Source organism: Bacillus sp. SCT118 (genome assembly GCF_058566435.1).
In genome coordinates this window covers 453,641-478,858 of the sequence record NZ_CP191225.1, presented here as the reverse complement: position 1 = coordinate 478,858, position 25,218 = coordinate 453,641, and the positions used below count along the sequence as shown (strand labels likewise).

Here is a 25,218-nt window from a genome sequence, read left to right as displayed (position 1 = left end):
CTCTCTTTGTTAGGTTTGTAACAGTGTATTAGCATTCTTTTGGGAATATGCTAAAAACTCAATAAGGACAAGGGGTGAAACGAACTTTTTCAGATTCAGCAAACTATTTCGCGTCACTAAATTTTCATCTTTACAACTATTGATCGCTCCTGTAAAATGAAATAAGCAATTAGTTACTTAGGTAAGTTTTTTAGAAGGAGACCGACATGTCCTACGTCAACAGACACCTCATTCATCAAATCAACCAAAGCGCCCGCCTGATTGCCAAGAAAGCCAATGAACAGCTAGAGCCATTCGGCCTTTATTCATCTCAATGGTCAGTTTTATATTGTTTGCGTACGATCGGACCAATGACTCAAAAAGAGATTTGGTCCTATTTAAATGTGGAAGCGCCGACTGTGACTCGGACGATCAAACGCCTGGAGGAGAACGGCTGGGTTCAGAGACGGCAAGGTGAAGACAAACGGGAAAAACTTGTTGTCCTCACAAAAGAAGCCGAGAAAAAATACGAAGAAATCAATGTGAAAATGCTGAAATTCGAGGAAGAGCTGCTTGCAGATTTCCGAGATGAAGATAAAGAAGCTTTTTCTCATTTATTCCGCATGTTTTTACAACAATGAAAATAAGGAAGTGACATACATTTGAAAAAAGCGGATGCGATATGGACCAAGGATTTTATTATGGTTCTGCTTGTCAATTTATTTGTGTTTGTGTTCTTTTATACATTTTTAACTGTATTGCCGATTTATACACTGCAAGAGCTTGGCGGCACAGAATCACAAGGCGGGCTTTTAATCAGCCTGTTCCTTCTGTCTGCGATCATTACACGGCCTTTCTCCGGAGCCATCGTTGAGCGTTTCGGGAAGAAAAGAATGGCGATTGTATCAATGGCGCTCTTCGCCCTATCATCTTTTCTGTATATGCCGATTCATAACTTTTCCCTGCTGCTCGGATTGCGGTTCTTCCAAGGGATTTGGTTCAGCATTTTAACGACTGTTACAGGTGCAATTGCCGCTGATATTATTCCAGCCAAACGGCGCGGTGAAGGGCTTGGATACTTTGCCATGTCTATGAACCTCGCTATGGCGATCGGGCCTTTCCTTGGTCTGAATTTGATGAGAGTGGTAAGCTTTCCTGTATTCTTTACAGCCTTTGCGCTGTTTATGGTTGCGGGCTTACTTGTTTCGTTCTTGATAAAAGTGCCGCAAAGTAAGGACAGCGGCACGACTGTATTCCGTTTTGCGTTCTCGGATATGTTTGAAAAGGGCGCACTCAAAATTGCGACGGTCGGTTTGTTTATTTCTTTCTGTTATTCAACTGTCACATCATATCTGTCTGTATTCGCCAAATCAGTTGACCTTTCGGATATCAGCGGATATTTCTTTGTTTGCTTTGCGGTGACAATGATGATTGCACGCCCGTTCACAGGGAAATTGTTCGACAAAGTCGGACCGGGCATTGTCATTTACCCATCAATCCTGATTTTCTCTGTTGGACTCTGCATGCTGTCCTTCACACATAGCGGCTTAATGCTTCTGCTTTCAGGGGCGGTTATCGGTCTTGGCTACGGATCAATCGTTCCTTGCATGCAAACATTGGCGATTCAAAAATCTCCGGCTCACCGCTCCGGTTTTGCAACGGCAACGTTCTTTACCTTCTTTGACAGCGGAATTGCTGTAGGATCGTATGTATTCGGATTGTTTGTAGCATCTGCCGGCTTCTCTGCCATTTATTTAACAGCGGGGCTGTTCGTTTTAATTGCCCTGCTTCTCTACACGTGGAGCCAGAAAAAACCTGCAGAGGCTGAAGGAAAAGTGTCTATTGCAGAATAAATTTCAGGCTGCCGGGAAATCCCGGCAGTCTTTTTTACATATAAAAAACGGCGTCCCTCTCGGTTGAACGAGAGAACGCCGCTTATGGCATATTATTCAATGACTTTCCGCGCAGGTGAATCAGGATCTAACGAAAAATCATAGGACGCTTCATCACGAAACATCGGATCGGCATAAATGGATTGCTGATCGTTTTTTGTTGCTTTTCGATACGAAGAAAATGAATCATATTCTTTCTTTTTCCACATCCATATGCCGTCTTGATCCGCTTCCTTGTGGTACACGTTATGATTGACCGTATTTCCTTCATTTTCTGTAAAATCGTTTCCGATAAATAATCTGGAATCACCGGCCGTCAATATATTCTTTTCAATTGTGTTGTTTTTCGTATCGTACTGCAGCAGCAGCTGTCCGCCGTACAGTCCCTTTGTGTCATTCCGGTACATAATATTACGGGCAATCAGAGAATTGCTGGTGCCGCCCCGCTTTTTGTCATATCCTCCGATTGAAATACCGGTGTAAGCATTGTTGTACACTTTGTTGTCTGTGATCTGAATGGCATTTGCATACTTTCCTTTGTGTTCAGACGTTGCTTCAATCCCAATATCGTTATCGTAAACTGTGTTGTTCTTAATTTCGATATCGTGTCCTCCATCGACATAAATCCCGCCCGCTGAGTATTCATCTCCATAAGCAGGATTGCCGTAAGTCGAGTTTTGATAAACTGTATTGTTTTCTACGACTCCGTTTCGCACATAATCGTTTTTATCCGCGGTTCCCTCATAACCAATAAGATCGATCCCGATGTTGTTATTGTTGCGGACCAGATTGCCTGCAACAGTGAACCCGTCGATATTACCGTTTAGCACAACTGCTTCACTCGCTCCAAGCGTCAGATTCTCAACTGTATTGTCCTCGATTTGGATGTCTTTCATGCTGCCAGTCCCATAAACTGCGATTCCGTGAGCATTTCCTTCATCCGCTGTTGTCTTAATACCCCGGATGTGATTATCCTTAATGGCGATATGACTGCTGGACCCTGATACATAAATCCCTATAGCAGTTGCTTCCTCAGATGAAACAGAAAGATCTTGAATTGTTAAACCGCTGATGGCAATGTCATGTTTATCGTGAATACGAATAAGAGGTGTTTCATATTCAGCGTCCGTAAGGGATTCACCGCTAATCACGACGTTTTCATTTTCATAGTTTCGGAATGTGATAGGCTTTCCGTCCGTACCGCTGTGCTTTACATCAAGGATTTCATGATACGTGCCCTCCCGAATCATGACAGTTGTGCCGGCAGCAGCCTTCTCAGATGCGTGTGCCAATGTACGAAACGGTTTTTCTTTTGTTCCTTCATTTTGATCACTGCCATTTGGAGAAACATATAAGCAGTCTTCGCATCCTTCCTCATTTGCCTTTGTCTTATCAAAAACACAAGCGAGGATGCCCAACGTTACAATACCTGCCAAAAGGATAAAATACCATTTTCTCATTTTCGATTCCCATTTCGTTTTAGAATAGATTTCTAAAACCATTATAAATGCTCTATTTATGGAAAACCATTTCAAAAATATGAAAATATACCGGCAGATACCTTATTCAGCCTGGCGGACCTGCGCGTGTTCAACCGTTTCAATCGCCGACGATGCAGGCGGGTGAACACGCATCAGAACAATATAGAAAAGAAAGGAAATCAGCACACCTACAAACCAAGAAATATCGTATAAACTCTTCAATACAGGAACATACATGCCAATCAGCGAAATCAGCGCTCCTAACATTGTGGCTGCAAACGCACGGTAATTGTAGCCCTTCCAATACACATACCGTCCTGTTTCGGAATACAGGTCATCTACCGAGAGCTCACGTTTGCGAATGATAAAATAGTCGGCCATCATCACGCCTGCCACCGGTCCAAGCATGCCGCCTATTAAGCCAAGAAACGCATACACGCTTGTCGCGCTCTCCATCAGCTTCCATGGAACCGTAAATAAAGCGAGCAACGCTGTGATAAAGCTGCCACGTTTGAAATTGATATATTTCGGAAGGGCATTCGCTATATCATAAGCGGGCGATACGATGTTCGCCGCGACATTTACAGAGATCGTGGCGATGCAGAGCGTGATCACGGACAAGACGATGACATAAGGATTATCAAACCGCGCCAAAATATCGACAACATCCCAAATCGGCTCTCCGAACGCGACCTGCGAGCCGGAGGTCACCGTAATACTTGCGAAGGCGAACAGCGCAAATGTTCCCGGCAAACCGTAAAATTGCCCTTTGATTTGCTCTTTTTGTGTTTCAGCAAACCGTGTAAAATCAGGTATATTTAAGATCAATGTCGCCCAGATGCCGATGATGCCAGTAACTCCGGCAGCAAACGGCCAGAATGTTTCTGAAAACGTATGAAACTTTCCTGGTTGAGAGTATATCGGGCCCAATCCTCCGGCAATATCAACGGCCCACCATACCATGCCGCCAAATACCAGATACACTAAAGGCCCTGCCCACACCTCAAAACGTTTAATCGACTCCATGCCGTGATGCAATACGAGTAAATGAATGGCCCAAAAGAATACAAAAGAAAGCAAACCAGATAAGTGAATGCCGAGAATGTTCCACTCGCCGCCAATTTCTCCCCAGCCCGGCCACATATTCAAAAGCAAAATGTTCAATGCCGTGCTACCCGCAAAGGTCTGGATGCCAAGCCACATGATAGCTGTAAACGCCCTTAGAAGCGCGGGGATATTCGCACCGTATATCCCGTAAGAAGCCCGAATGATCACTGGAAACGGCAGCCCGTATTTTGTCCCCGCATGGCCGTTTAAGGCAAGAGCGCCAAATAGGATAAGCGATGCCGTAATAATGATCGCCAGCACCTGCCAAGGCGAAAGGCCGATCGCAATTAATCCTCCCACCGTCGCGTAGGTCGGTATGTTATGTATACATCCCATCCAAATGGAGGCAAAGTTCATTGCTTTCCACGTCCGTTTTTCCTGTCCCAAAGGCACCAGATCTTCATTGCTCAGCCTGTTGGATTGCTGCTGACTCTCTTTTAACTTCATAGCCGGCTCCCCTTTCCATATTGTCTATATGTCGTCACACGTTATGTTTTTTGACATTAGATGTCACTTAATATAACTGAAGAGTCAGACAATAACACTGGCTATGATATACAATTTTCCCATTTGTATTTGAACAGCTTAAACAAGAAAAAGAGACAGACCTCAGAGTCTGTCTCTTTCTCAAGTTGCAGCTTTCATTAATGCAGCAAATCTAACAGCCATTAACAGGCTTGCTCCGCCCGCTATGATCATAATGATTCCCATCATATCAAAATGGGCTGCCGTGATTTCTTTACCAAAAAGAACGCCAAGGATCACCGAAGACAAAATCGATCCTAGGTAACGGCAGGTTTGAAACAGGCCTGAAGTCGTTCCTACCATGTTGGAAGGACTCGTTTTCAGCATCGCTGCCTGAAGCGCGACATTGCCCAGTCCGTAGCCTATACCCAAGAGCGACAGAATGAGCCCTTTACCGATGGTCTGGACATTGATAAAAAAAATGGTTAAGAGCACGGCTCCAGCCGTCATCAAAAGCGCTCCCGCAAAGATCGGCTTGACGACACCAGATCGGTCGATCCATTTGCCGGTTAGAGGTGACACAACGATGCTCATTCCAGACATAAACAGCATAAACAGGCCGCTCGTTTGAACAGAAAGATGCATTTCATCCTGAAAGTAACTTGGCAGACCAAAAAATAAACAATAGAAGAAAACATTCAATAAAATAAACTGAACATACACGGCTGACAGGTTACGTTGTGTTTTAAACAGACGGACATCAATAAATGGCTTATCCGTTTTCAGCTCGCGCCAGACAAACGCACAGAGCAGAAGTAAGCCAAGCACACCTTCAACCGCATGCGGCGACGTGCTGAACGACAGCAAAAAGGATAGAAGGAAAATGATTCCCCCGGCAAATAAAACAATTCCAAGAATGTCGAGCTGCCGAATAATGGTTTTGATTCCTGCCCCTTTTTTCTGATCTTTCGGGAACATATACAGGCCCAATAAGAAGCTGAGGATAATAAACGGCAAATTAACGATAAAGATCGCCGGCCAGCCTCCCCATACAATCAAAAACCCGCCGACTGTCGGCCCCAGCGCCGTCATGGCGGACGCAAAAATAGAGAGTACAGCCAAGGCTGAAGCTTGGCGCTCATGAATATGATTCCGAATCAAGCCAACACCTGACGGATAAATCGCACTGCTCCCCACCGATTGAAACAGCCGCATGACCAATAATGTCATAAACGTCGGCGCAAACGGCGCCCCGATGGCAGAAACCGCAACAAGAATAAGCCCGAATAAAAACAAGCGTTTCCGCCCAATCAAATCACCGAGCTTTCCCGTAACCGGCTGTGCCACGGCACTCGCCAAGTAAAACGAGGAAATCAGCCAGGAAACCGTTGTAAACGAGAGGTGAAACTCATGCTGGATGCTATGGAGCGCAAGAGAGATCATAGACGAGTTCAGCGGATTCAGCATTGTTCCCGAAGCCACCGCTGTTAAAAAAACAGCCCGGCTTTTTTTCGATAACATCATTTCACTTGTTCCAGAAATTCTTCCGTTGTCCGCGATTTACCGATTCTCGGGAAAATAAAGCGCAGTGTGGCTTCATGCTCTTCATCGCTAAATGTGGACATGGCATCTGTAATAAAAATCTGTTGATAGCCAAGCTGAAATGCCTCCCGTGCTGTGCTTTCCACCCCGATATTCGTTGCGATGCCGCACAATACAATCGTATCAATGCCGCGGCGTCTCAGCTGCAAGTCTAAATCTGTGCCAAAAAAAGCACCCCATTGCCGTTTTGTCACAGTATAATCGCCATCCTTCACACCGATTTCCGGAACAAATTCGGCCCAGTCCGCCGGCATTTCCCCTGAACCTCCCTGCGCAGGCTCATCCGTTTGCGGCTTCAGGGCGTCCGCTCCATCATGAAAGGCTACATTTACAAAGCTGATGAACCCGTTATGTTTCCGAAATTCATCTACGAGCTTTTTCGCGTTCGGGACAACCTGGCCGCTTTGATCAATCGGCACAATTCCCTTTTGTAAATCAATGATAATCAATGCTGTTTTTTGAAAATCAATGTTGAGTGTATTCATCATACGTCTCCTCCTGATACTGTTAGTGTTTCTCACATTGCATATTTTACTCTTCACACTGCCTAGGTTCTTTTATGATGCTTGTGAAATTCTCAGAAGGAGCGTTTTCTCATGATTTTTCTTTTATGTAGTAGTAACAGGTTGTGCATACGAACAAACCGGCCAGCACTGTAATCATAAGGGGCGTCATCGCTTCATCACCTGCCTGCTGTCTATCGGTTCCTGCCTGAAAATGCCTATGAATTTGCGGCGGTCCATCCAAAGCAGGATGAGACACATAACCATTAATATCGTGCTAAGATCCTGCACGCCAATATCAAAACAATAGTTAATCAAGACGATGTTCACAATAATGGGCATAAAAATAACCGCCCCTAATGCAGCTGTTCGCGGAATCAGTAATAAAACAGCTGCCAGGATTTCACCAAAACCTATAAACAGTTCATAGACATGAGAATAACCGAAAAATGTCCACGCGATCGTAAACCCCTTCCCGGCAGCCGCCTCGATTTCAGGCGTCACCTCGCCAAACTGGCCAATCACCACTTTCGCCAGACCGTACACGAAAAAATTAAAGGCTAAAAACAATCGGAACGTCGCAGGAATCGACTTGCGTACCGTTTTCCTCAGCCTGCCGCCTTTATTCATCTTACATCCCCCTCAGTGTATCATTTGATGTAGTACACTTAATACAGTATAGAGTATTCTAATTAATGTCAATTCCCTTTTCCGCTCATATGAATAGCTTCTTTTATAGATATAAAGTCTTATATCGTAAAAAATGCAGTTCTCCTTTCTTTCCATCCCTCGATAACACTCCTTAAAAACCATGTTAGGAAATCTTACATGAAAATGTTTTATCATTCTTTTTTCGCTATAATGAAGAAATATAATAATTGCTTTTTATTCTGAAAGATACGGAGGAATGAGACATGCAAATGGGCGATACAGTTTTTATGTTCTTTTGCGCTTTACTCGTGTGGCTGATGACCCCGGGATTAGCGTTATTTTATGGAGGAATGGTAAAGAGCAAAAATGTGCTGAGCACTGCCATGCACAGTTTCTCTTCCATTGCCATCGTTTCCATCGTTTGGGTGCTGTTCGGATATACACTTGCCTTCGCACCAGGCAATTCAATCATCGGCGGGCTGGAGTGGGCCGGCCTCAAAGGGGTCGGATTTGATCCGGGAGATTACAGCGATACCATCCCCCACTCGTTATTTATGATGTTCCAAATGACGTTTGCCGTTTTGACTACAGCGATTATTTCCGGGGCTTTCGCAGAGCGGATGCGATTCGGCGCTTTTCTTTTATTCTCGGTTTTATGGGCCTCTTTGGTTTACACACCCGTAGCGCACTGGGTATGGGGCGGCGGCTGGATCGGCCAGCTTGGAGCGCTCGATTTCGCTGGCGGCAATGTTGTTCATATTTCCTCCGGTGTGGCAGGACTTGTTCTTGCTATTGTGCTTGGCAAACGGAAAGACGGCACAGCGTCTTCTCCGCATAACCTCATTTACACCTTCTTAGGAGGAGCTTTGATTTGGTTCGGCTGGTTCGGTTTTAACGTCGGCAGCGCTTTGACCTTAGATGGTGTAGCCATGTACGCCTTCATCAACACAAACACCGCGGCTGCAGCCGGGATCGCCGGCTGGATCTTAGTAGAATGGATCATTAACAAAAAACCGACAATGCTCGGAGCGGTATCTGGAGCAATCGCCGGGCTTGTCGCCATTACGCCGGCTGCCGGATTTGTCACACCGTTCGCTTCCATTATTATTGGCATCATCGGCGGGGCAGTTTGTTTCTGGGGAGTATTCTCGCTTAAAAAGAAATTCGGATACGACGACGCGCTTGACGCCTTTGGCCTGCACGGGATCGGAGGCACATGGGGCGGAATCGCAACAGGATTATTCGCAACAACCTCTGTTAACTCAGCGGGCGCAGATGGGTTATTTTACGGTGATGCAAGCTTAATCTGGAAACAAATCGTCGCCATCGCCGCCACTTATGTTTTTGTATTTATTGTCACTTTCGTTATTATTAAAATTGTAAGCCTCTTCCTTCCCCTTCGCGCAACTGAAGAAGAAGAGTCACTTGGGCTTGACTTAACGATGCACGGGGAAAAAGCATATCAAGATTCTATGTGAGGAGTGACGCTATGAGCGGTCAAATGTTCAAGGTAGAAATTGTAACGCGTCCGGCAAATTTTGAAAAGCTGAAGCAGGAACTCGGAAAAATCGGAGTGACCTCTCTGACTTTCTCCAATGTACACGGCTGCGGCCTTCAAAAAGCACATACGGAGCTCTATCGAGGGGTAAAAATAGAAAGCAATGTATACGAGCGTTTAAAAATAGAAATTGTGGTCAGCAAGGTTCCTGTTGATCAAGTGACTGAGACCGCTAAAAGGGTGCTGAAAACGGGATCACCGGGTGACGGTAAAATATTTGTCTATGAAATCAGCAATACGATCAACATCCGCACAGGCGAAGAAGGACCTGAAGCACTTTAATATCGGTACGAGATTCGGACACTCCGGATCTCTTTTTTTGTGCACAGAATCCCCCCAGAAACCGCGATTCCTCTTCGAATTCTCTTCAAGCGCCGTTATTTCAGACAATCTCTATTTTTATTTGAAACTTTTCATGAGTAAGATTAGTCTACTAAATATAAAAATGTAAAAGGTGATTATTTGAACTACGAAATTTTTAAAGCAATCCATGGACAATCTCATCACAATTCAGTTCTCGATTCCATTATGGTCTTCATCACGGAATATGCCATTGTCGCCTATGCCCTTATCCTATTGGCAATCTGGCTGTTCGGGAACACACAAAGCAGAAAACATGTGCTATACGCAGGCATCACAGGAATTGCAGGCCTTGTGATCAACTATTTGATTACGCTTGTTTATTTCGAACCGCGCCCGTTCGTTGCGCATACAGTGCATACACTGATTCCGCATGCTGCGGATGCTTCATTTCCAAGTGACCACACGACAGGTGCATTAGCGATTTCTATTGCGATGCTTTTCAGAAACCGCAAAATCGGCTGGCCGCTTGTCATTTTTGGGCTTTTGACAGGCTTTTCGAGAATTTGGGTGGGACATCACTATCCGGTAGATGTATTGGGCAGCCTCGTTGTCGCCATCATTATCGGGTTCCTTTTCTTTAGATTTTCAGATCTGCTTCGCCCGTTCGTCGATTTGGTCGTGAGGATCTATGAAGCCATTATCAATAAACTGACGAAAAAACCAACCGATCAAAATTTCTAAGAAAGACAAAAGCCGGCGTCTTTAACCAAGACAGCCGGCTTTAATATTTCTCATACATCTCTTGTTTTCTTCGCTTCGCCAACACATATAAACCATAAAACAACCCAATTCCAACAGCATCGATGAGCACATCCCGGATACAACCATTCCTGCTGAAGAAGAGCTGAAGAACTTCTGTGAAAAAAGCAAACGCGAATGAGCCGGCTGCAGCTGATCTTATGCTGCCCCGCTGTTTCCACAGCAAATATGTCAGCACAAAGAAGGAAAACGCATGTCCGATTTTTTGAATAAACGCTTCAGGTACAGTAAGCTCAGTAAAATCAATAACTAAAAATTGAGACAGATCAGGGTGCGGCTGAAAATGAAAAGCCACCGTTTGCGATACGACCATGCCGCTGAAGCTTTCCGTACAGACAGAAAGCAGGATAAAAAAGATCCAGCCTGCTAGCAATAGGCGGTTCATGACATAACCTCCTTTATAGCGTACGTGCCTACATGTAACTACATAGACGGTAAAACAAAGCAAAAAGTAACAGAAAAAAACGCCCATCACAAGGATAGACGTTTTCTTCATTAAGACTGTTCAGTGTCTTCTGTTGTGCTGCTTTCTTTGGAACCAGATTTGTCAGTTGAATCATCCTTTTTCTCACCGGATTTTTCTTCTGTTCCTTTTTCAGTTGATCCGTCCTTTTTCTCGGAAGATTGCTGAATGGATTCTTCTGTTTCTTGGGTGGCAGCTTTTTCTTCAGCAGCTGCTGCTTTTTCAATAGAAGAAACTGGTTTGTCCATTAAGTTTAACGGATTCATTGCGATCCCATCTTTACGGATTTCAAAGTGCACGTGGTTTCCGCTGTCTTCACTGTAAAGGTTCTTGCCAGATTTTCCGATCACTTGATTTTGTTTTACTTTGTCACCTTGCTCAACGCTTACTTCGGAAAGAGATTGATACACAGTCGATAAACCGTCGGCATGTTCTACTTCCACAACATATCCCAGCACTGGATCTTTTTCAGCTTTAACAACCGTACCGCTCAGAGAAGCAGAGACATCGAAATCTTTTCCGTCTTTCTCAGCTAAGTCAATTCCTTTGCTTAGGCTGTACGTGTTATTATAGGTAACGAGTGCTGCTTCTTTCTCTTCTTTTGCGGCATCGGTTTCATAGAACTTTTTCACAACAGAAACGTTTTCAGAATCAACAACCGGCATTGCGACATTTTCCATTGACTTTCCTACTTCAACTGCATCGTCGTTGTTGTCATATGCGGCGTTTCCGCCGTTATCAGCCAACTGATCCTTTACCTCATCATTTGATACTGATTGATACCAAAGGACAGCTGTTAAAATGACGGCCGCACTGACTAAGTAAATTGCAGGGAACACCCAGCGTTTACGAAAAAACTGCTGAAGTTTTTTGACTTGAGAAGTTTTCTTTTCTTCCTCTCTCATTGTTTCATCACCTCAGCAACATTCTGAACACTTTTCTGAAAATATATACACCTATCCAAAAAACTTTTTTAGATGTAGTTTGCGCAGACTGTTACGAAAATATGTCATTTTTTTTTGAGAGGAGTGCCAAAAACGTATGAACATGACATTGCGCCTTGCTGAAAATAAAGATCTGGAGGCTGTTGTTGCGATTTATAATTCAACGATTGCTTCTCGAATGGTAACAGCCGATACCGAACCGGTAACTCCTGAAGACCGGATGGAATGGTTTTTAGGACATACAGAGGCACGTCCGCTCTATGTGGCCGAGGACGAAAATGGAAACGTCGCTGCCTGGATCAGCTTTGAAACATTTTATGGAAGGCCAGCCTATAATAAAACAGCGGAGGTCAGCATATACATTGACGAAGCATGCCGCGGCAAAGGTGTTGGATCATATTTGCTTCAAGAAGCGCTCCGCATTGCCCCGAATCTAGGCATCCGCTCACTTATGGCCTTCATTTTCGGGCATAATAAACCAAGCCTGAAGCTGTTTGAAAAGCACGGGTTTGCAGAATGGGGACTATTCCCCGGCATCGCCGAAATGGACGGGAAAAGATACGATTTAAAAATTTTAGGGAGAGAGCTTTCATGATTAGTCTGGATAAAGATGAAAACGAAATTGAAAATCATAATGAAGAAAATAGCCTCGTTGAAGAGGAGACTGCACCTGTTGAGGAGACCCGCCAGCTGAGTGCCTCTGCTGTCAAGTCGCTATCCGACATTGCCAAGTGGGGCAAAATTTCTGGCATCTTGTTAATCATTATGGGATCGCTTGTCACTCTGTCTGTTTTGATGACAGTGATTGGCGCCATCCCGGGCGTACTGCTCATTATATCAGGCGTATTTTTGATGCGCTCAGCAAAAGCAGCCGCGGAAGCCGAAGGAAATCTAGCCGGCAGCGCTGGCGAAAGCATGCTTGAAAATTACGGGACATTTATAAAAATGCAGCTGTTTTATGCAGCATCCAGTATCGTTACTGTCCTGATCGGGATCATTGTAGCCATTTTCGTGCTGGTGGTAATCGGCATTGCTGCTTTTGAGAACACGCCTTCGTATGATGATCCGGATTCTTATTATTATGAGGATGATCCGGTGTTTGAATAATGATGAGACAGGACAGGGCATGAGTTCCGGATCAAACGGAACCATGCCTTTTTTATTTGTCTATTTTCCGTAAAATTATCAGTCAAAGCAGGCTGGCATAAACACCAAGTCTTGAAGCAAGCATACAATCTATTAAAATGACTCGGCTTTCAACTCGAAAGCGGCATCAGCAGGTTTGTCTCAATAAACATAAAGGAGTGGGACATTTGGAAAATAACAGCCCTTCGGAAAAAGTAAAAGTGCTAGCTGAAATCGCAAACGCCCATCAAGGAAAAGAGGAGAACCTCAGAGCACTCATCAAGGCTGCAGCTGAAAGCGGAGCAGATGGTGTGAAATTTCAGTGGTTCAAATATGACTGTATTGCAACACCTTGTTTTTTTGCTTATGAGTCGTATATCGAGCTGTTTTTGAATGAAGACGTATGGAAAAATTGTGTCGCATATGGAAAAAGCCTTGGATTAGAAATATGGGTGGATATTTTCGATTCATGGGGAGCAGAGCTTTTTTCGCACCTTCAGCGTGACATTGACGGCATTAAGCTTCCAACAACCATCCTTCAATCCACGGAGATCATGAAAACGATAGGTATGACTGAGAAGCCTGTGCTCATCGGAGTTGGGGGATGGTATGAAGAAGAGATTGATCAGTTGATGCCGCTTGTAAAACAACATATGGACAATCAGCTCATACTCATGCACGGATTCCAAGGATATCCCACAACATTAAAGGATATTAACCTAAAACGGGTTCAACATCTAAAGGAAAGATACAAGGTTCAAATTGGATTTGCGGATCACATTGACGCAGAGCATCCGCTTGCAGCCGACCTTCCTGTCTATGCGTTTTTCTCAGGGGCCTCTGTTATTGAAAAACATATAACCCTAAACCGGGCAGCTAAAGGGTTTGATTATTATTCTTCACTAGAGCCAAACGAATTCAAACTAATGACAGAAAAGCTTAAGCAGGCCCAAATTGCAGCGGGGTCAACTGAAGTAAATGAATCTGAAAGAAAGTATTTGCACGATTCCTCATTACGTGTGACTGCTAACCGGGATATAAAAAAAGGAGAAATTATAACGCTGGAAAAAACAAGTTACAAAAGATGCGGAAATGAAAATGCACTGATGCCTTTACAAGCCGAAGACGCTTTCCCTCAAGTCGCAACTGCTGATTTATCGTTAAACCAGCCTGTTACACCCAACGATATTAAAAAACCAAGAATTACGATTGCGGTAATATGCCGGCTAAAATCGACCCGTTTGCCAAAAAAAGCGTTGCTCCCGATTTATGGAATTCCATCTGTCGAGCGCTGTTTAATCAATTGTCTGGCTGTCCCTTCTGTTGACGAAGTTGTGTTGGCAACGTCAAATCTTCCTGATGACGATCCGCTTGAAGCTTTCACTCTAAATGGAAAGGTCAGAATCGTAAGGGGTTCCCCCGAAAATGTGGCAGAAAGAATGCTTGAAGCCGCGGCGTTAACAAAAGCCGATATCATTATCCGGGTGACCGGCGATTGCCCAGCGGTTTCACCTGAAGTGCTTCAATATTTAATTGAACAGCACTTGCAAAAAGGAGCAGATTATACTCAGGAACTTTCAAGTTCAGCAGGAATTTCCGGGAATATTATTACTGTTGAAGCTCTTCAGCGGCTTGTACAGCAGCCAAAACCGTTAACCCATACAGAATATCTTTCTTTTTATTTTGTAAACAATCCTTCCCTATTCACCATCAATCAAGTCAGCTTGCCGAAAGAACTCCATTATCCATCTTGGCGTTTAACCCTAGATGAACCTAAAGACTTAGAATTGTTTGAACAAATATATCAAAACCTGGATGTCAAAAACGAACCGCTCTATTTCAGCCGGATAAGAGATTATTTAACAGAAAACCGGCACATTTCAAAGATCAATCAAGATGTGTCGACCAAATGGATCGATCAGGCATCATTAGTAGAGGAAATCAACAAAGCAACGCTGTTACCTTGAAATAAATAACAACTCGTGTCCGTATCCCAAGTCATACAAAAAAACACACCCGGATCGTCTGAAAAATCTCAACAATCCGGGTGCAGATCTTCTTTAATACATTTTTTTGCGTCTGTCTTCCTCAGTCAAAAATTCAACAAAACTCCGCATCGCAAAAGGCTCTTCCTTTATTTGTCGTGCGTAGGAGCTTTTCCGCTCTTCTGAAAGGATTTCGCTCTTTTTGATCCTGTTCAGCATATAGATGTGAACCGTTTTTTGGATTTGTTTATGCTGATAGCCTGCCTCTTTAAAAAATGCGAGCCCGAGCGCCGCCAAAAGGGCGAATATGCCTGCGCTGATCAGGGACTCCCTGTCAGCTGAAGCATGAAATAGAAAAGCAGCTAAATTAAAGAGAGAGAATGCAGCAAGCGGAATAGCAAGAAAACGGTAAATGACGGTTTTTTTCATGAAAGGCTGTACGGCCTTTTGAATTTTTTGCATTTCTGTTTTGATGAACCCCGGCATTTGTTCGACTCTGTAAAAGTTCATATAATCCTCCCCCTTTATTTGATGTTTCAAGCTTCACGAACGTTATCATATGTGTTTATTTTAACGCAGGTGCAAGCTGGTTTTAAAGAAATCTGCCCGTATTTTTCACGAAGAATCTGGATCGCCGCTCTTTATTCTTTTAAAATGTGAGTGTTATAATTTGTAATGGGAATCAGATCACTGTTATTCATGGAATACTAATGGCAATCTTCTTGATAAATATGAATGAGCGGGGTTACAAAGTGAGTATTTCTTCCATCCTTTTATCACTTTTTTTCATTTTAAATATTCTTTTGGCCATCATTGTCATCTTCAAAGAACGGCGCGATGCCAGTGCATCTTGGGCGTGGCTGCTTGTTCTTTTCTTTATTCCCGTTTTAGGCTTTATTTTATACTTATTATTCGGCCATAATCTCAGACGCAAGCATTTGTTTCAATGGGAAGACCGGAAAAAGATTGGAATTGAAAGGCTGCTGAAGCATCAGCTTGAAGATTTAGAAACCAAGCAATTTCAGTTTAACAACCGGGCAACCTTTGATAACAAAGATTTAATTTATATGCTGATTATGAATAACCATGCTGTGTTTACAGAGGATAATTCAGTTGACGTCATTACAGATGGACGGGATAAATTTCAGCGGCTGCTGAGTGACATTTCAAAGGCTAAGGATCATATCCATTTACAGTATTATATTTATAAAGGCGATGAATTAGGCAAAAAATTGCGCGACGCTCTCATCCAAAAGGCGAAAGAAGGTGTTCAGGTCAGAGTGCTTTATGATGAACTCGGGTCCAGAACGCTGAGAAAAAAGTTTTTTAAAGAGCTTCGCGAGGCTGGCGGGCATGTGGAGGTCTTTTTCCCGTCAAAGCTCAGGCCGATTAACCTGCGGCTGAATTACCGGAACCATCGAAAGCTTGTGATCATAGACGGTATGACCGGTTATGTCGGAGGTTTTAACGTCGGAGATGAGTATCTAGGGCTTAATCCGAAATTCGGTTATTGGCGGGATACGCATATCCGGCTGCAAGGAACGGCTGTGCACGCCATCCAAACACGGTTCATCCTTGACTGGAACCAAGCTTCTCATCACCATACGCTGACATATATTCCAAATCACTTTCCTGATTACGGCCCAAAAGGCAACGTCGGGATGCAGATTGTCACAAGCGGCCCTGATTCGGAATGGGAACAAATTAAAAATGGCTACATCAAAATGATTTCAAACGCCAAGCGTTCCATTTTGATACAAACACCTTATTTTATCCCAGATGCAAGCCTGCTGGATGCTTTAAGGATCGCTTGCCTTTCGGGCATTGACGTTAACATTATGATTCCGAACAAGCCCGATCACGCCTTTGTATACTGGGCGACACTTTCGTATATCGGCGATCTGCTGAAAGCCGGAGCCACTGTCTATATTTACGATAACGGCTTTATTCACGCGAAAACCATCGTGGTGGATGACGAAATCGCTTCAGTCGGCACAGCGAACATTGATGTCCGAAGCTTCAGACTGAATTTTGAGGTTAATGCATTTATATACGATATCACCATTGCTAAAAAACTGGTTTCAACTTTTAAAGAAGATTTGCTAGTATCCAGAAAATTCACCTATGAGGAGTATCTGCAGCGCCCGTTGTGGATTCGAATAAAAGAATCCGTCTCGCGGCTGTTGTCGCCGATCTTATAAGATGCGCCAAAAACCCCCGGCCTTTACGGCCGGGGGTTTTCCTGATGGTCACAGTAAATGATGATTGCCTCCCGCAAAAAAGCGGCAAGACCTTCTCCATATTGATTGATTGAATCGGTAAATCGCTCGTCAGTGATATACACTTCCCCGAGTCCTCTGAAAATGTCGAGTGTGCAATCGTAATGATATTGGCAAATATGATCGCGAAATGCCCCCACTGCGGCCTGAACCTCTGCATCATCGGGCCCATGCTTCATTCGCGCCGCAATTCGTCTGTAAATCGAATCAAATTCAGCCATGATCGTTCGCCAATCATCTGCCGAGTATGCAGATGTCCTTTTCTCTGTTTCTTCTGCGATTTCCTTTCCATACAGCTTTCTGACTTCATCAGCGTATGTCTGCTGGTGCTCTTCAATGTCTTTCATGCTTAATCCGGCAAATAAATCCCTCTTATTCATCGTTTCCCCTCCATCAACGGACAAAAGCGTCCTGTCAATTGTTTGAATCATCTCATCCATTCTTTGTTTTTTCTTCATCAATATCTCCTTTTGCGACTGAAGTGCCGCTTTCCGGTCAAAATTCGGATGATCCAGCATCTCTTTAATCTCATCCAGACGAAACCCGATTTCCTTGAAAAATAAAATCTGCTGCAGTCTTTCCAGGTCTGCGTCACTGTACAAACGATACCCAGCATCAGTAAGCGCTGAAGGATTCAGAAGCTCAATATTGTCATAGTGATGAAGCGTCCGAATGCTGACACCTGATATCTCCGCCACTTGTTTAACTTGATATTTCATATATAACACCTCCTCTTTTTTATCGTAAACAATCACGCAACGTTAGGGTCAATCCCCAAAATGTTATTTTCTATATACAAAACTTCTCACAAATAGTGTATAAAAGAAAAGTGAGTATTTTTTTGTAAAGGGGAGCCAGTATACATGAATCCTGAAACAATGAACAAAACCCTCATCAGCATTTCGAAATGGGGAAAAGCTACAGGCATTTTATTTATTATTATGGGCGCAATTACCGCGCTTTCAGGCGCGTTCATTTTTCTAATCGGTGCCGTGCCAGGCGTACTGCAAATTATTTCCGGTATCTTTTTGATGAGGTCAGCTAGGGAAGCAGGCCAAATGGCTGAACACAATAGCGGACAGTCTGAAGACTTAATGCTGGAGAATTACGCGAAATTCGTAAAGATGCAAGGGATTTATTTGATCGTAAGCATTGCTGTATCCATTCTTGCGATTATCGCCTTCTTCATCTTTTTAATGCTTGGGATTGCTGACGGCCTTTTCAGCGATACGTACAGCACTTATTAATGAGAAAAACCCGGAGCTGGCTCCGGGTTTTTTATTATTCCGCTTCGCTTACCACTGTGAAGCGTTCATTTTTGTGTTCAGGATGTTCAAGCTCATCCAACACGGCAATGGCATAATCTGCATAGCTGATATAGCTGTCGCCTTTTGCATTTACGATGACATTGTCTTTTCCTTTTTGGTAAGAGCCAGTCCGTTTTCCTGCTGGATCAAAAAATGCCGCAGGACTGAGGAACGTCCAGGAAATAGAGTCTGTCTGCTGCAAATCTTTCAGGTTCTCGCCTTGATTTGATGCAGTTGGCAAATATTCTTTCGGAAATTCCGGCGTATCCATTAAACGGGTTGTTTTGGCTTCATCAACAAACAGGCTTCCCGCTCCGCCAACAACAAGCAATCTTGTGTGCTTCGCGTCCTTTAAGATGCTGATGAGTGCTCTTCCTGCTTCAACATGAAGATGTTCTTGGCCGGGTGCTGCTCCAAAAGCGTTTACGACTGCGTCGAAAGGCTTGATGTCTTCCGCAGTCAGTTCAAACACATCTTTTTCCAAAACCGCTACGTCCTGCTCCTTCACTTTTGAAGCGTTTCTGACGATGGCTGTCACTTCATGGCCTCTTGTTTTCGCTTCTTTCAAAATCTCGTTTCCCGCTTTCCCGCTTGCGCCTATAATACCAATTTTCATTTTTCATTTCCTCCTTATTTGTAACAACTTTAGTTACATGTTAACGGTGAGAAGTCATCCCTTTTGATTAAAAGAGATGATTCATAACATCTTTTAATGACTTGCTCGCCAGTTCATTTTCCATCGCTCTTTGCACACTTTCAAACGTTTCATCCAGAGCGTTCTGAATTTTTTTCCCTACCGGACATTTCGGATTCGGGTTTTCATGAACCGCAAAGAGTTCTTCTTGCTTTTGGACAGCCCGATACACTTCTAAAAGAGAAATATCAGCAGGATCTTTTTTGAGGCTTGCACCCGGCACCCCGGCGCGTGATGTGAGAATATCAGCTTTTTTCAGCAGGCTGATCATTCTTCGCACAACTACCGGATTTGTGTTGACACTGTCAGCAATGATTTCTGAAGATGTTTTTTCATCCATCGAGATGAGGGATAAAATATGAATGGCAACAGCAAGACGGCTGTTAATCATGTTTTTTCACCACCGTTGTAACTATAATAGTTACATTTGATTCGTTTGTCAACATCTAATATACACTAAATACACGGGTTTTGTGCACCGTTTTTAGTCAATAGATCGGCCGGATGCACTCCGGCCGCGTCTTATCAGAATAAGAAATATCTTTGTCCAAGGGGGACATAATCGACAGGCTGGCAAGACAACTCCTCCCCGTCAGCAAAGACCTGATAGGTTTTTGGATCAATCTCAATCTTCGGCAAAGCCGAATTCAGCTTCATATCCAGCTTGCTCAGCTTTCTGATATTTTTGACTGGAGAAATCCTTTTTTCCAGCCCTAAGCTTTCCGCCACACCACGCTCTATGCTTGCCTGAGACATAAATGTAATCGAGGTTGAGCGGTTGGCTTTTCCGTAAGACGCATACATTTGGCGCATGAAAACCGGTTCAGGAGTCGGGATGGACGCGTTCGGATCTCCCATTTGCGCACGTGCAATCATGCCGCCCTTTAAGACCAGTTCCGGTTTTACGCCGAAAAATACCGGGTCCCACAGAACGAGATCAGCAAGCTTCCCTTTTTCCACCGAGCCGACCTCATGGCTGAGCCCGTGCGTAATTGCCGGATTAATCGTGTATTTGGCAATGTACCGTTTTCCGCGCACATTGTCATTCCCGTTTTCGCCGGCAAGAGCGCCGCGCTGTTTTTTCATTTTATCGGCTACCTGCCATGTTCGGATGATCACTTCACCGACCCGCCCCATCGCTTGGGAATCCGATGATGTCATGCTGATCGCACCGATATCATGGAGAATATCCTCCGCGGCAATCGTCGCCGCCCTGATTCTGGAATGGCTGAACGCCACATCTTCAGGCACTTTCGCATCTAAATGGTGGCAGACCATCATCATGTCAAGATGCTCATCCATCGTATTAACGGTATAAGGAATGGTTGGCGTTGTAGATGACGGCAGAATGTTCGCGTAAGAGGCGAGCTTCATAATATCCGGAGCGTGGCCGCCGCCTGCCCCTTCAATGTGATATGTATGAATGACCCGGTCCCCGATCGCTTCGAGCGTGTTTTCCAAAAAGCCCGCTTCGTTAATCGTATCGGTATGGATGGCAACTTGAATATCAGCCTCGTCCACAACTTCCATACACGTTTTAATGGCGCTTGGCGTCGTGCCCCAGTCTTCATGAAGCTTAAGGCCGATGGCGCCCGCTTCCACCTGCTCGATCAGCGGCGCTTTATCGGATGCATTCCCTTTTCCTAAGAAGCCGACATTGATCGGAAACTCCTCGGCCGCTTCCAGCATCCTCGCCATATACCACGCCCCGGACGTACATGTTGTCGCTTTGCTTCCTGTAGCGGGTCCTGTTCCGCCTCCCAAAAGGGTCGTCACACCTGAAGAAAGCGCAACTTCCATCTGCTGAGGACAAATAAAATGAATGTGCGTGTCCACTCCCCCGGCTGTTAAAATTTTGCCTTCACCGGAAATTACCTCTGTCCCCGCTCCGATGACCATGTGCGGATCGACTCCATCCATGATATCAGGATTTCCGCTTTTTCCGACACCGACAATCCGGCCGTCTTTCACACCGACATCCGCTTTGACAATGCCTGTGTAATCCAATAGCACGACGTTGGTGATAACCAAATCCAAAGCGCCGTCCTTCCCTGTGATTCTGCCGTTTTGGCCCATGCCGTCGCGGATTGTTTTTCCGCCGCCAAAGATCATTTCTTCACCATATACTGTGAAATCCTTTTCGACTTCGATCCATAAATCCGTGTCGCCCAATCTGATTTTATCGCCCGTTGTCGGGCCAAACAGTTCCGCATATTCCTCCCGTGACATTTTCATCGGATTACACCCTCCATCCAGCCGGCTTGTTTTAAGTTGGCCAACGTTTTTTCTTTGCCGCGTTCATCGATAAACGTGTCGGCCATTCCGTTCAGCCCTCTAATTGTCTTGCGCCCTCTGATTTCCACTAGTGAGACCGTTTTCTGCTCACCCGGCTCAAAACGGACCGACGTGCCTGATGGAACATCAAGACGCATGCCGATCGCCAGCTCACGGTCAAATAATAAAGCCCCGTTGGCCTCCGCAAAATGAAAATGCGAGCCGACTTGAATGGAGCGTGATCCGGTGTTTTTTACCGTTACCTCCCGTATCTCACGGCCTTCATTAATCGTAATGGTTCCCACAGCAATTTGAAATGCTCCCGGCTTCATGACTTCACCTCCGCAGAAATTGGCTGATGTACCGTAACAAGCTTTACTCCATCCGGAAATGTGGCCTCCACCTGAATGCTGTCCAGCATCTCAGGCACACCCTCCATCACATCTTTTTCCGTTAATACATGGCGGCCGGCTTCCATCAGCTCTGCTACTCCCTTCCCATCACGTGCGCCTTCCATAATAAAGCAGGTGATATAAGCAACAGCCTCAGGATAGTTCAGCAGAACGCCCCGCGCCTTTCGCTGTTTGGCTAATTCCCCCGCTGCAAAAATGAGCAATTTTTCTTGTTCAACCGGTGTCAGTTTCATCTGTAATCCTCCTTCTTTTGTCATATAAAGCGGATGCGGTTACTACGAATTTGTGGAGCATGCAGGCGGGACATCACCTCCCTTTCTTCGAGAATGGGGGTCATACGGTAGGGTGCCTTTCAAAGCGGCATGCCGATTCTTCATCAGCCTTGCCATGGTCAACAACCGTTCCCCTGTCGATCACGGAAAGATAGTGAGCACAGATTAACGTGTTTTCCAGACTGCGCTCGACTAAGATAACAGAAATGTCTTTTTTTCTGGGAATTTCTATAATAACTTGTCTGACTAGTTCGACAATTAAAATCTGAATTCCTTCCAATTGTTCATTTAGTAAAATATTTTTCAGATTTACCATCAGTGCTCTGTCGATTGCAAGCTGCTGCTGTTGACCGCCTTTTCGTTTTGAACAAACGTTTGATTAAAACAAATAGCCCCCCTGTTTAGCCGGAAGCAGGCCTATGAAGTGGATTGGCCGACTCCATTTCGGCCTAATACAGCGACAATCTGCCCCGGGTGAACCTCCATGCTGAGGCTGTGCTAAACCATCGATTGATCATAACCAGACGTTACATTCCTGATGGCAGCCCGTTGTTTTGCTCCGCAACCGGAAGCATGGCATGGAGGCCAGTCTGAGGCGCCGTCCTCCACGATACCGAGAACCCGACTATTGCCATTTACTCCGCAGCATAGACGGTCACTTCGCTGATCGCCACCGTTCGGCTTAACGAGTGAAGAATCCCGGCCTTCACTGAATCCCGCTTGTGTCGATATTAACTGTTTTTTCGCACTCCCGCTGGCTTCCGACACTTTCTTCGGTGCAGTACATTTCCGTCATCAAAACCCCTTTGTTTGATTTCTCCAAATGATGTTATAAAACTTTACAACTTATGTCATTATTATATAGAAGAGGCCTATTAATTCAAAGAATATTTAAAAAATTTAGTTACCTTGACCAAATCAGTTTCTTTTTTTGTTATATTTATTCACATCAGAAAAAGCGAACAAAAAAAGACAAGAAACATTTCGTTTCCTGCCTCTTCCGTACGATTAATCTTTATCTGAAAATTTATCCTTGGCTTTCCCGATATCCTTTTGGATTTCGCCTTTCGCCTTATCTTTTTTGCCTTCAGCCTGCATGTCCGTTCTGTCAGCCATATCTCCGACTTTATCCTTCACTTCTCCTTTGGCTTTATTGAAGCCGCCCTTCATTTTGTCTTTTACACTATCGTTACCCATGTTAATTCTCCCCTCTCAATTATGTGTGTACTTGTTACCTTCCCGATCTGAGAGGCAATAAACATTCTAATGTTATTTATCGATTTCGTAGCGCTCTCCGTAACGGAGCACCTTGTATATCGCCAGCCCGTCTGATGACTTTTTCTCCGAATATCGGACCGGCAGCAGGGCAAAAAACACATAATACGTAGAAAAATAGACAAACTGATAGAAAAACACATTCGGCTTTAATACACTGTGTAAAATCAGCAGATTGATTGCAAAAATCGTGATGAGGTTAAACAAGCAGCCCCCTGCATACACGAGTGCATGTGAGAATCGATTGTCAATTTTCAACTCCCCGTACCGGCAAAAAGAATCGATAAAATAAATCGTTCTGAACCGTATGGGTCCAATTTTAAGCAGCGTTTTTCCCATGCCTATATCCAACGATCCTTTTCCGCCAAAAATAAAAGCCATAAAGCTGTGCCCTGAAACATGTATAATCTGTACAAGCGGCAGAACAATGAGGAAAGACCACAGAAACTTCACCATATCATTAAAACCAAACATTGAATTCCCCCTCACGTGCAGATCTGCATCCCAAAACGGCTTTTGTTCAAAAAACAGTGCTGTAGCGATTTTTCCTGTTCTCCCCGGAAATAAACGTTCCGATGCTCCCCTTTTTTTGCATAAAAAAAAACCATCTGCCAGCAGATGGTTTTGTCTCATACTTCATATAAGCAATCGTTCCTTTGAATCATCTCTCTCATGCTGACCGCTTTTTCATAAAAATACACCGCTTCTTTATATTGTTCGCGATGACTGAAATAGGAGGCAGCATCTAAAGCAAATTCTTCAATATATACGTACAGGCCCTTTTCTTCCATATAATTAAATACTTCTTGAATCATATCCAAATTGACAGATTCCACAAATAAAGCCTGCAGAAATTTATATTTTGCCAGACTGAAGAAGTCGTTTCGTTTTTGGGCAATGGCAATCCCTTTTTCATAGTACCGCATCGCGGCTTCGCTATCTTGTTTTTTGAAAAGAACGCGAGTCAGGCTGAAGAGCGCTTTTGGAAGCTGTTCCAGCTGATAATCCTCGAAGACAGGAAGCGCTTTTTCAAAGGATTCGGCGGCCTGATCCAGCTCCCCCTTGTCATCATAGCAATTCCCAATATTATAAAGGGCTGATCCGATCAAACGGGGCTGCCCTTCCAATAAAGCAAGGCGATACGCGTCATCTAAATGTTCAAGCGCTTTTTCATAATTTCTGTAGTCAATGTAGTTTCCTGATATGACAAAATGACATTGAATTCTTCTGACTCTGTAAAAATCATTAGCCTTATACGTCTCCAGCGCCTGTACGGCGTGGTTCATGGAAAAGTGCGTCTGCTTCATAATATAAAAGACTTCCGCCACTTTAAAATGAAATTCCGCTCTTTCAATTTCATCTTCTACAAACGCAAGCATCTTCTCAGCTTTCCGATAAAAGGATATAGCCGAGATGTAATTGTTCTGTTCAAATTCGTACATTCCTCTAAACAAGTGAAAATAATACTCAGATAATCCGGAGATGCTGTCCTGATTGCTTTCCAGCGTTTTGATCAATTCACGATATTGAAGCTGAGATTCCTCGTGCAGGTCAGGCTTTACATAATCCAGCATAATTTGGTGCCGGTAGCTGATCAGCTGATAATACAGGAGAAGCAGCTGATCCTCTTCCATCTGTTCTATATCTAGATCAATTTCTTCTTTCAGCTTTACGGCATCAGCCACTTGAAATGCTAAAATGTGCTTATACCACTTATTGATTTTCACTCCTACTTGAGATGACGGGATCTCGTACGCGGCCATGCCCCTCCAACCCTTTCTATTTTCTAATTGGTTATATTTTATCATAATGTATGGCTTTGGAATT

Annotated in this window: 27 protein-coding genes and 2 pseudogenes; 10 read left to right on the top strand and 19 right to left on the bottom strand. The window is 44.2% G+C overall.

Annotated elements, in window-relative coordinates; all coding sequences use genetic code 11:
- Positions 1-206: 206 nt before the first annotated feature.
- Positions 207-620, top strand: a complete 414-nt coding sequence (locus ACQVGT_RS02450; RefSeq protein WP_003227771.1) for a MarR family winged helix-turn-helix transcriptional regulator — start codon at positions 207-209, stop codon at positions 618-620.
- 21 nt (positions 621-641) lie between these two features.
- Positions 642-1,832, top strand: coding sequence for an MFS transporter (locus ACQVGT_RS02445; protein ID WP_003227769.1), 1,191 nt, complete (start codon positions 642-644; stop codon positions 1,830-1,832).
- 92 nt (positions 1,833-1,924) lie between these two features.
- On the opposite strand, the gene ACQVGT_RS02440 is transcribed toward ACQVGT_RS02445, so the two are convergent.
- From ACQVGT_RS02440 to ACQVGT_RS02420, 5 genes are all read right to left on the bottom strand, one after another.
- A complete protein-coding gene (locus ACQVGT_RS02440) occupies positions 1,925-3,331 on the bottom strand; it encodes a right-handed parallel beta-helix repeat-containing protein (RefSeq protein ID WP_015483802.1) in 1,407 nt (468 codons plus the stop codon).
- 102 nt (positions 3,332-3,433) lie between these two features.
- A complete protein-coding gene (gene pucI, locus ACQVGT_RS02435; RefSeq protein ID WP_015384867.1) occupies positions 3,434-4,906 on the bottom strand; it encodes an allantoin permease in 1,473 nt (490 codons plus the stop codon).
- A gap of 180 nt (positions 4,907-5,086) precedes the next feature.
- Positions 5,087-6,445 carry an MFS transporter gene (locus ACQVGT_RS02430; protein ID WP_015384868.1) on the bottom strand — a complete coding sequence of 453 codons (1,359 nt, stop codon included), beginning with the start codon at positions 6,443-6,445 and terminating at the stop codon, positions 5,087-5,089.
- A complete protein-coding gene (locus tag ACQVGT_RS02425; RefSeq protein ID WP_015384869.1) occupies positions 6,445-7,014 on the bottom strand; it encodes an isochorismatase family protein in 570 nt (189 codons plus the stop codon). The genes ACQVGT_RS02430 and ACQVGT_RS02425 overlap by 1 nt, the downstream gene beginning before the upstream one ends.
- 183 nt (positions 7,015-7,197) lie before the next feature.
- Positions 7,198-7,659: a hypothetical protein gene (locus tag ACQVGT_RS02420; RefSeq protein WP_015384870.1), complete on the bottom strand. Its 462-nt coding sequence runs from the start codon at positions 7,657-7,659 to the stop codon at positions 7,198-7,200.
- A gap of 284 nt (positions 7,660-7,943) precedes the next feature.
- On the opposite strand from ACQVGT_RS02420, the gene amtB reads away from it, so the two are divergent.
- From amtB to bcrC, 3 genes are all read left to right on the top strand, one after another.
- Positions 7,944-9,158, top strand: a complete 1,215-nt coding sequence (amtB, locus tag ACQVGT_RS02415; protein WP_003227757.1) for an ammonium transporter AmtB — start codon at positions 7,944-7,946, stop codon at positions 9,156-9,158.
- An 11-nt stretch (positions 9,159-9,169) separates the two neighbouring features.
- A complete protein-coding gene (locus tag ACQVGT_RS02410; protein WP_003221829.1) occupies positions 9,170-9,520 on the top strand; it encodes a P-II family nitrogen regulator in 351 nt (116 codons plus the stop codon).
- Positions 9,521-9,700: 180 nt separating this feature from the next.
- Positions 9,701-10,282, top strand: coding sequence for an undecaprenyl-diphosphate phosphatase BcrC (gene bcrC / locus ACQVGT_RS02405; protein WP_015483805.1), 582 nt, complete (start codon positions 9,701-9,703; stop codon positions 10,280-10,282).
- A gap of 40 nt (positions 10,283-10,322) precedes the next feature.
- On the opposite strand, the gene ACQVGT_RS02400 is transcribed toward bcrC, so the two are convergent.
- Together ACQVGT_RS02400 and spoIIQ are read right to left on the bottom strand one after the other, a co-directional pair.
- Positions 10,323-10,745, bottom strand: a complete 423-nt coding sequence (locus tag ACQVGT_RS02400) for a VanZ family protein (RefSeq protein WP_015483806.1) — start codon at positions 10,743-10,745, stop codon at positions 10,323-10,325.
- A gap of 110 nt (positions 10,746-10,855) precedes the next feature.
- Positions 10,856-11,728 carry a stage II sporulation protein SpoIIQ gene (spoIIQ, locus tag ACQVGT_RS02395; protein ID WP_015384874.1) on the bottom strand — a complete coding sequence of 291 codons (873 nt, stop codon included), beginning with the start codon at positions 11,726-11,728 and terminating at the stop codon, positions 10,856-10,858.
- A 142-nt stretch (positions 11,729-11,870) separates the two neighbouring features.
- Between spoIIQ and ACQVGT_RS02390 the strand changes: the two genes are divergently transcribed.
- The 3 genes from ACQVGT_RS02390 to ACQVGT_RS02380 all read left to right on the top strand — a co-directional run bounded on the left by ACQVGT_RS02390 (position 11,871) and on the right by ACQVGT_RS02380 (position 14,859).
- Entirely contained in the window at positions 11,871-12,362 is a 492-nt protein-coding gene (locus ACQVGT_RS02390) for a GNAT family N-acetyltransferase (protein ID WP_080030753.1), read from the top strand.
- A complete protein-coding gene (locus ACQVGT_RS02385) occupies positions 12,359-12,874 on the top strand; it encodes a DUF5362 family protein (protein WP_015384876.1) in 516 nt (171 codons plus the stop codon). Before ACQVGT_RS02390 ends, ACQVGT_RS02385 begins: the two co-directional genes overlap by 4 nt.
- Positions 12,875-13,080: 206 nt before the next feature.
- Positions 13,081-14,859, top strand: coding sequence for an N-acetylneuraminate synthase family protein (locus tag ACQVGT_RS02380; protein WP_015483808.1), 1,779 nt, complete (start codon positions 13,081-13,083; stop codon positions 14,857-14,859).
- A 93-nt stretch (positions 14,860-14,952) separates the two neighbouring features.
- On the opposite strand, the gene ACQVGT_RS02375 is transcribed toward ACQVGT_RS02380, so the two are convergent.
- Positions 14,953-15,387, bottom strand: a complete 435-nt coding sequence (locus tag ACQVGT_RS02375; protein ID WP_003244359.1) for a DUF5392 family protein — start codon at positions 15,385-15,387, stop codon at positions 14,953-14,955.
- Between the two features lie 242 nt (positions 15,388-15,629).
- Here ACQVGT_RS02375 and cls point away from each other — a divergent pair, with 242 nt between their 5' ends.
- Entirely contained in the window at positions 15,630-17,078 is a 1,449-nt protein-coding gene (cls, locus tag ACQVGT_RS02370; protein WP_003243311.1) for a cardiolipin synthase, read from the top strand.
- Positions 17,079-17,101: 23 nt separating this feature from the next.
- Here the strand turns inward: cls and mta are convergent, their stop codons facing one another.
- Entirely contained in the window at positions 17,102-17,875 is a 774-nt protein-coding gene (gene mta / locus ACQVGT_RS02365; RefSeq protein WP_015483809.1) for a transcriptional activator Mta, read from the bottom strand.
- A gap of 144 nt (positions 17,876-18,019) precedes the next feature.
- Here mta and ACQVGT_RS02360 point away from each other — a divergent pair, with 144 nt between their 5' ends.
- Positions 18,020-18,403: a DUF5362 family protein gene (locus tag ACQVGT_RS02360; RefSeq protein ID WP_014478231.1), complete on the top strand. Its 384-nt coding sequence runs from the start codon at positions 18,020-18,022 to the stop codon at positions 18,401-18,403.
- Between the two features lie 34 nt (positions 18,404-18,437).
- On the opposite strand, the gene ACQVGT_RS02355 is transcribed toward ACQVGT_RS02360, so the two are convergent.
- The 10 genes and pseudogenes from ACQVGT_RS02355 to rapB all read right to left on the bottom strand — a co-directional run bounded on the left by ACQVGT_RS02355 (position 18,438) and on the right by rapB (position 25,154).
- Entirely contained in the window at positions 18,438-19,079 is a 642-nt protein-coding gene (locus ACQVGT_RS02355) for an NAD(P)-dependent oxidoreductase (RefSeq protein WP_015483810.1), read from the bottom strand.
- A gap of 67 nt (positions 19,080-19,146) precedes the next feature.
- Positions 19,147-19,548: an Rrf2 family transcriptional regulator gene (locus tag ACQVGT_RS02350; RefSeq protein WP_003227734.1), complete on the bottom strand. Its 402-nt coding sequence runs from the start codon at positions 19,546-19,548 to the stop codon at positions 19,147-19,149.
- A gap of 134 nt (positions 19,549-19,682) precedes the next feature.
- Positions 19,683-21,392, bottom strand: a complete 1,710-nt coding sequence (gene ureC / locus ACQVGT_RS02345; protein ID WP_015384878.1) for an urease subunit alpha — start codon at positions 21,390-21,392, stop codon at positions 19,683-19,685.
- The gene (ureB, locus tag ACQVGT_RS02340; RefSeq protein WP_015384879.1) at positions 21,389-21,763 is read right to left on the bottom strand and encodes an urease subunit beta; all 375 of its coding nucleotides are present in this window, start codon (positions 21,761-21,763) and stop codon (positions 21,389-21,391) included. The genes ureC and ureB overlap by 4 nt, the downstream gene beginning before the upstream one ends.
- Positions 21,760-22,077, bottom strand: coding sequence for an urease subunit gamma (gene ureA, locus ACQVGT_RS02335; RefSeq protein ID WP_015483811.1), 318 nt, complete (start codon positions 22,075-22,077; stop codon positions 21,760-21,762). The genes ureB and ureA overlap by 4 nt, the downstream gene beginning before the upstream one ends.
- A 158-nt stretch (positions 22,078-22,235) precedes the next feature.
- Positions 22,236-22,432 (bottom strand): annotated as a pseudogene (locus ACQVGT_RS02330) (hypothetical protein).
- A 266-nt stretch (positions 22,433-22,698) separates the two neighbouring features.
- A pseudogene (locus ACQVGT_RS02325) lies at positions 22,699-22,902 on the bottom strand (urea ABC transporter substrate-binding protein); the annotation flags it as partial.
- A gap of 222 nt (positions 22,903-23,124) precedes the next feature.
- Entirely contained in the window at positions 23,125-23,313 is a 189-nt protein-coding gene (csbD, locus tag ACQVGT_RS02320; RefSeq protein ID WP_003227718.1) for a stress response protein CsbD, read from the bottom strand.
- A 72-nt stretch (positions 23,314-23,385) separates the two neighbouring features.
- A complete protein-coding gene (locus ACQVGT_RS02315) occupies positions 23,386-23,865 on the bottom strand; it encodes a hypothetical protein (protein ID WP_015483813.1) in 480 nt (159 codons plus the stop codon).
- 155 nt (positions 23,866-24,020) lie between these two features.
- Positions 24,021-25,154 (bottom strand): response regulator aspartate phosphatase RapB, encoded by a 1,134-nt coding sequence (rapB, locus tag ACQVGT_RS02310; RefSeq protein WP_015384884.1) that lies wholly within the window; start codon positions 25,152-25,154, stop codon positions 24,021-24,023.
- Between the last annotated feature and the right edge of the window lie 64 nt (positions 25,155-25,218).

Bases quoted from the DNA above. Each gene is read 5' to 3' on its own strand.
- ACQVGT_RS02450 (WP_003227771.1), top strand. From the start codon at position 207: ATGTCCTACGTCAACAGACACCTCATTCATCAAATCAACCAAAGCGCC.
- csbD (WP_003227718.1), bottom strand. From the start codon at position 23,313: ATGGGTAACGATAGTGTAAAAGACAAAATGAAGGGCGGCTTCAATAAA.
- ACQVGT_RS02355 (WP_015483810.1), bottom strand. From the start codon at position 19,079: ATGAAAATTGGTATTATAGGCGCAAGCGGGAAAGCGGGAAACGAGATT.
- ACQVGT_RS02390 (WP_080030753.1), top strand. From the start codon at position 11,871: ATGACATTGCGCCTTGCTGAAAATAAAGATCTGGAGGCTGTTGTTGCG.
- ACQVGT_RS02430 (WP_015384868.1), bottom strand. From the start codon at position 6,445: ATGTTATCGAAAAAAAGCCGGGCTGTTTTTTTAACAGCGGTGGCTTCG.
- ACQVGT_RS02425 (WP_015384869.1), bottom strand. From the start codon at position 7,014: ATGATGAATACACTCAACATTGATTTTCAAAAAACAGCATTGATTATC.
- pucI (WP_015384867.1), bottom strand. From the start codon at position 4,906: ATGAAGTTAAAAGAGAGTCAGCAGCAATCCAACAGGCTGAGCAATGAA.
- ACQVGT_RS02420 (WP_015384870.1), bottom strand. From the start codon at position 7,659: ATGAATAAAGGCGGCAGGCTGAGGAAAACGGTACGCAAGTCGATTCCT.
- ACQVGT_RS02350 (WP_003227734.1), bottom strand. From the start codon at position 19,548: ATGATTAACAGCCGTCTTGCTGTTGCCATTCATATTTTATCCCTCATC.
- ACQVGT_RS02440 (WP_015483802.1), bottom strand. From the start codon at position 3,331: ATGAGAAAATGGTATTTTATCCTTTTGGCAGGTATTGTAACGTTGGGC.
- ureA (WP_015483811.1), bottom strand. From the start codon at position 22,077: ATGAAACTGACACCGGTTGAACAAGAAAAATTGCTCATTTTTGCAGCG.
- ACQVGT_RS02400 (WP_015483806.1), bottom strand. From the start codon at position 10,745: ATGAACCGCCTATTGCTAGCAGGCTGGATCTTTTTTATCCTGCTTTCT.
- ureC (WP_015384878.1), bottom strand. From the start codon at position 21,392: ATGAAAATGTCACGGGAGGAATATGCGGAACTGTTTGGCCCGACAACG.
- rapB (WP_015384884.1), bottom strand. From the start codon at position 25,154: ATGGCCGCGTACGAGATCCCGTCATCTCAAGTAGGAGTGAAAATCAAT.
- ACQVGT_RS02375 (WP_003244359.1), bottom strand. From the start codon at position 15,387: ATGAACTTTTACAGAGTCGAACAAATGCCGGGGTTCATCAAAACAGAA.
- ACQVGT_RS02385 (WP_015384876.1), top strand. From the start codon at position 12,359: ATGATTAGTCTGGATAAAGATGAAAACGAAATTGAAAATCATAATGAA.
- amtB (WP_003227757.1), top strand. From the start codon at position 7,944: ATGCAAATGGGCGATACAGTTTTTATGTTCTTTTGCGCTTTACTCGTG.
- ureB (WP_015384879.1), bottom strand. From the start codon at position 21,763: ATGAAGCCGGGAGCATTTCAAATTGCTGTGGGAACCATTACGATTAAT.
- mta (WP_015483809.1), bottom strand. From the start codon at position 17,875: ATGAAATATCAAGTTAAACAAGTGGCGGAGATATCAGGTGTCAGCATT.
- ACQVGT_RS02315 (WP_015483813.1), bottom strand. From the start codon at position 23,865: ATGTTTGGTTTTAATGATATGGTGAAGTTTCTGTGGTCTTTCCTCATT.
- ACQVGT_RS02360 (WP_014478231.1), top strand. From the start codon at position 18,020: ATGAATCCTGAAACAATGAACAAAACCCTCATCAGCATTTCGAAATGG.
- spoIIQ (WP_015384874.1), bottom strand. From the start codon at position 11,728: ATGAGAGAGGAAGAAAAGAAAACTTCTCAAGTCAAAAAACTTCAGCAG.
- ACQVGT_RS02410 (WP_003221829.1), top strand. From the start codon at position 9,170: ATGAGCGGTCAAATGTTCAAGGTAGAAATTGTAACGCGTCCGGCAAAT.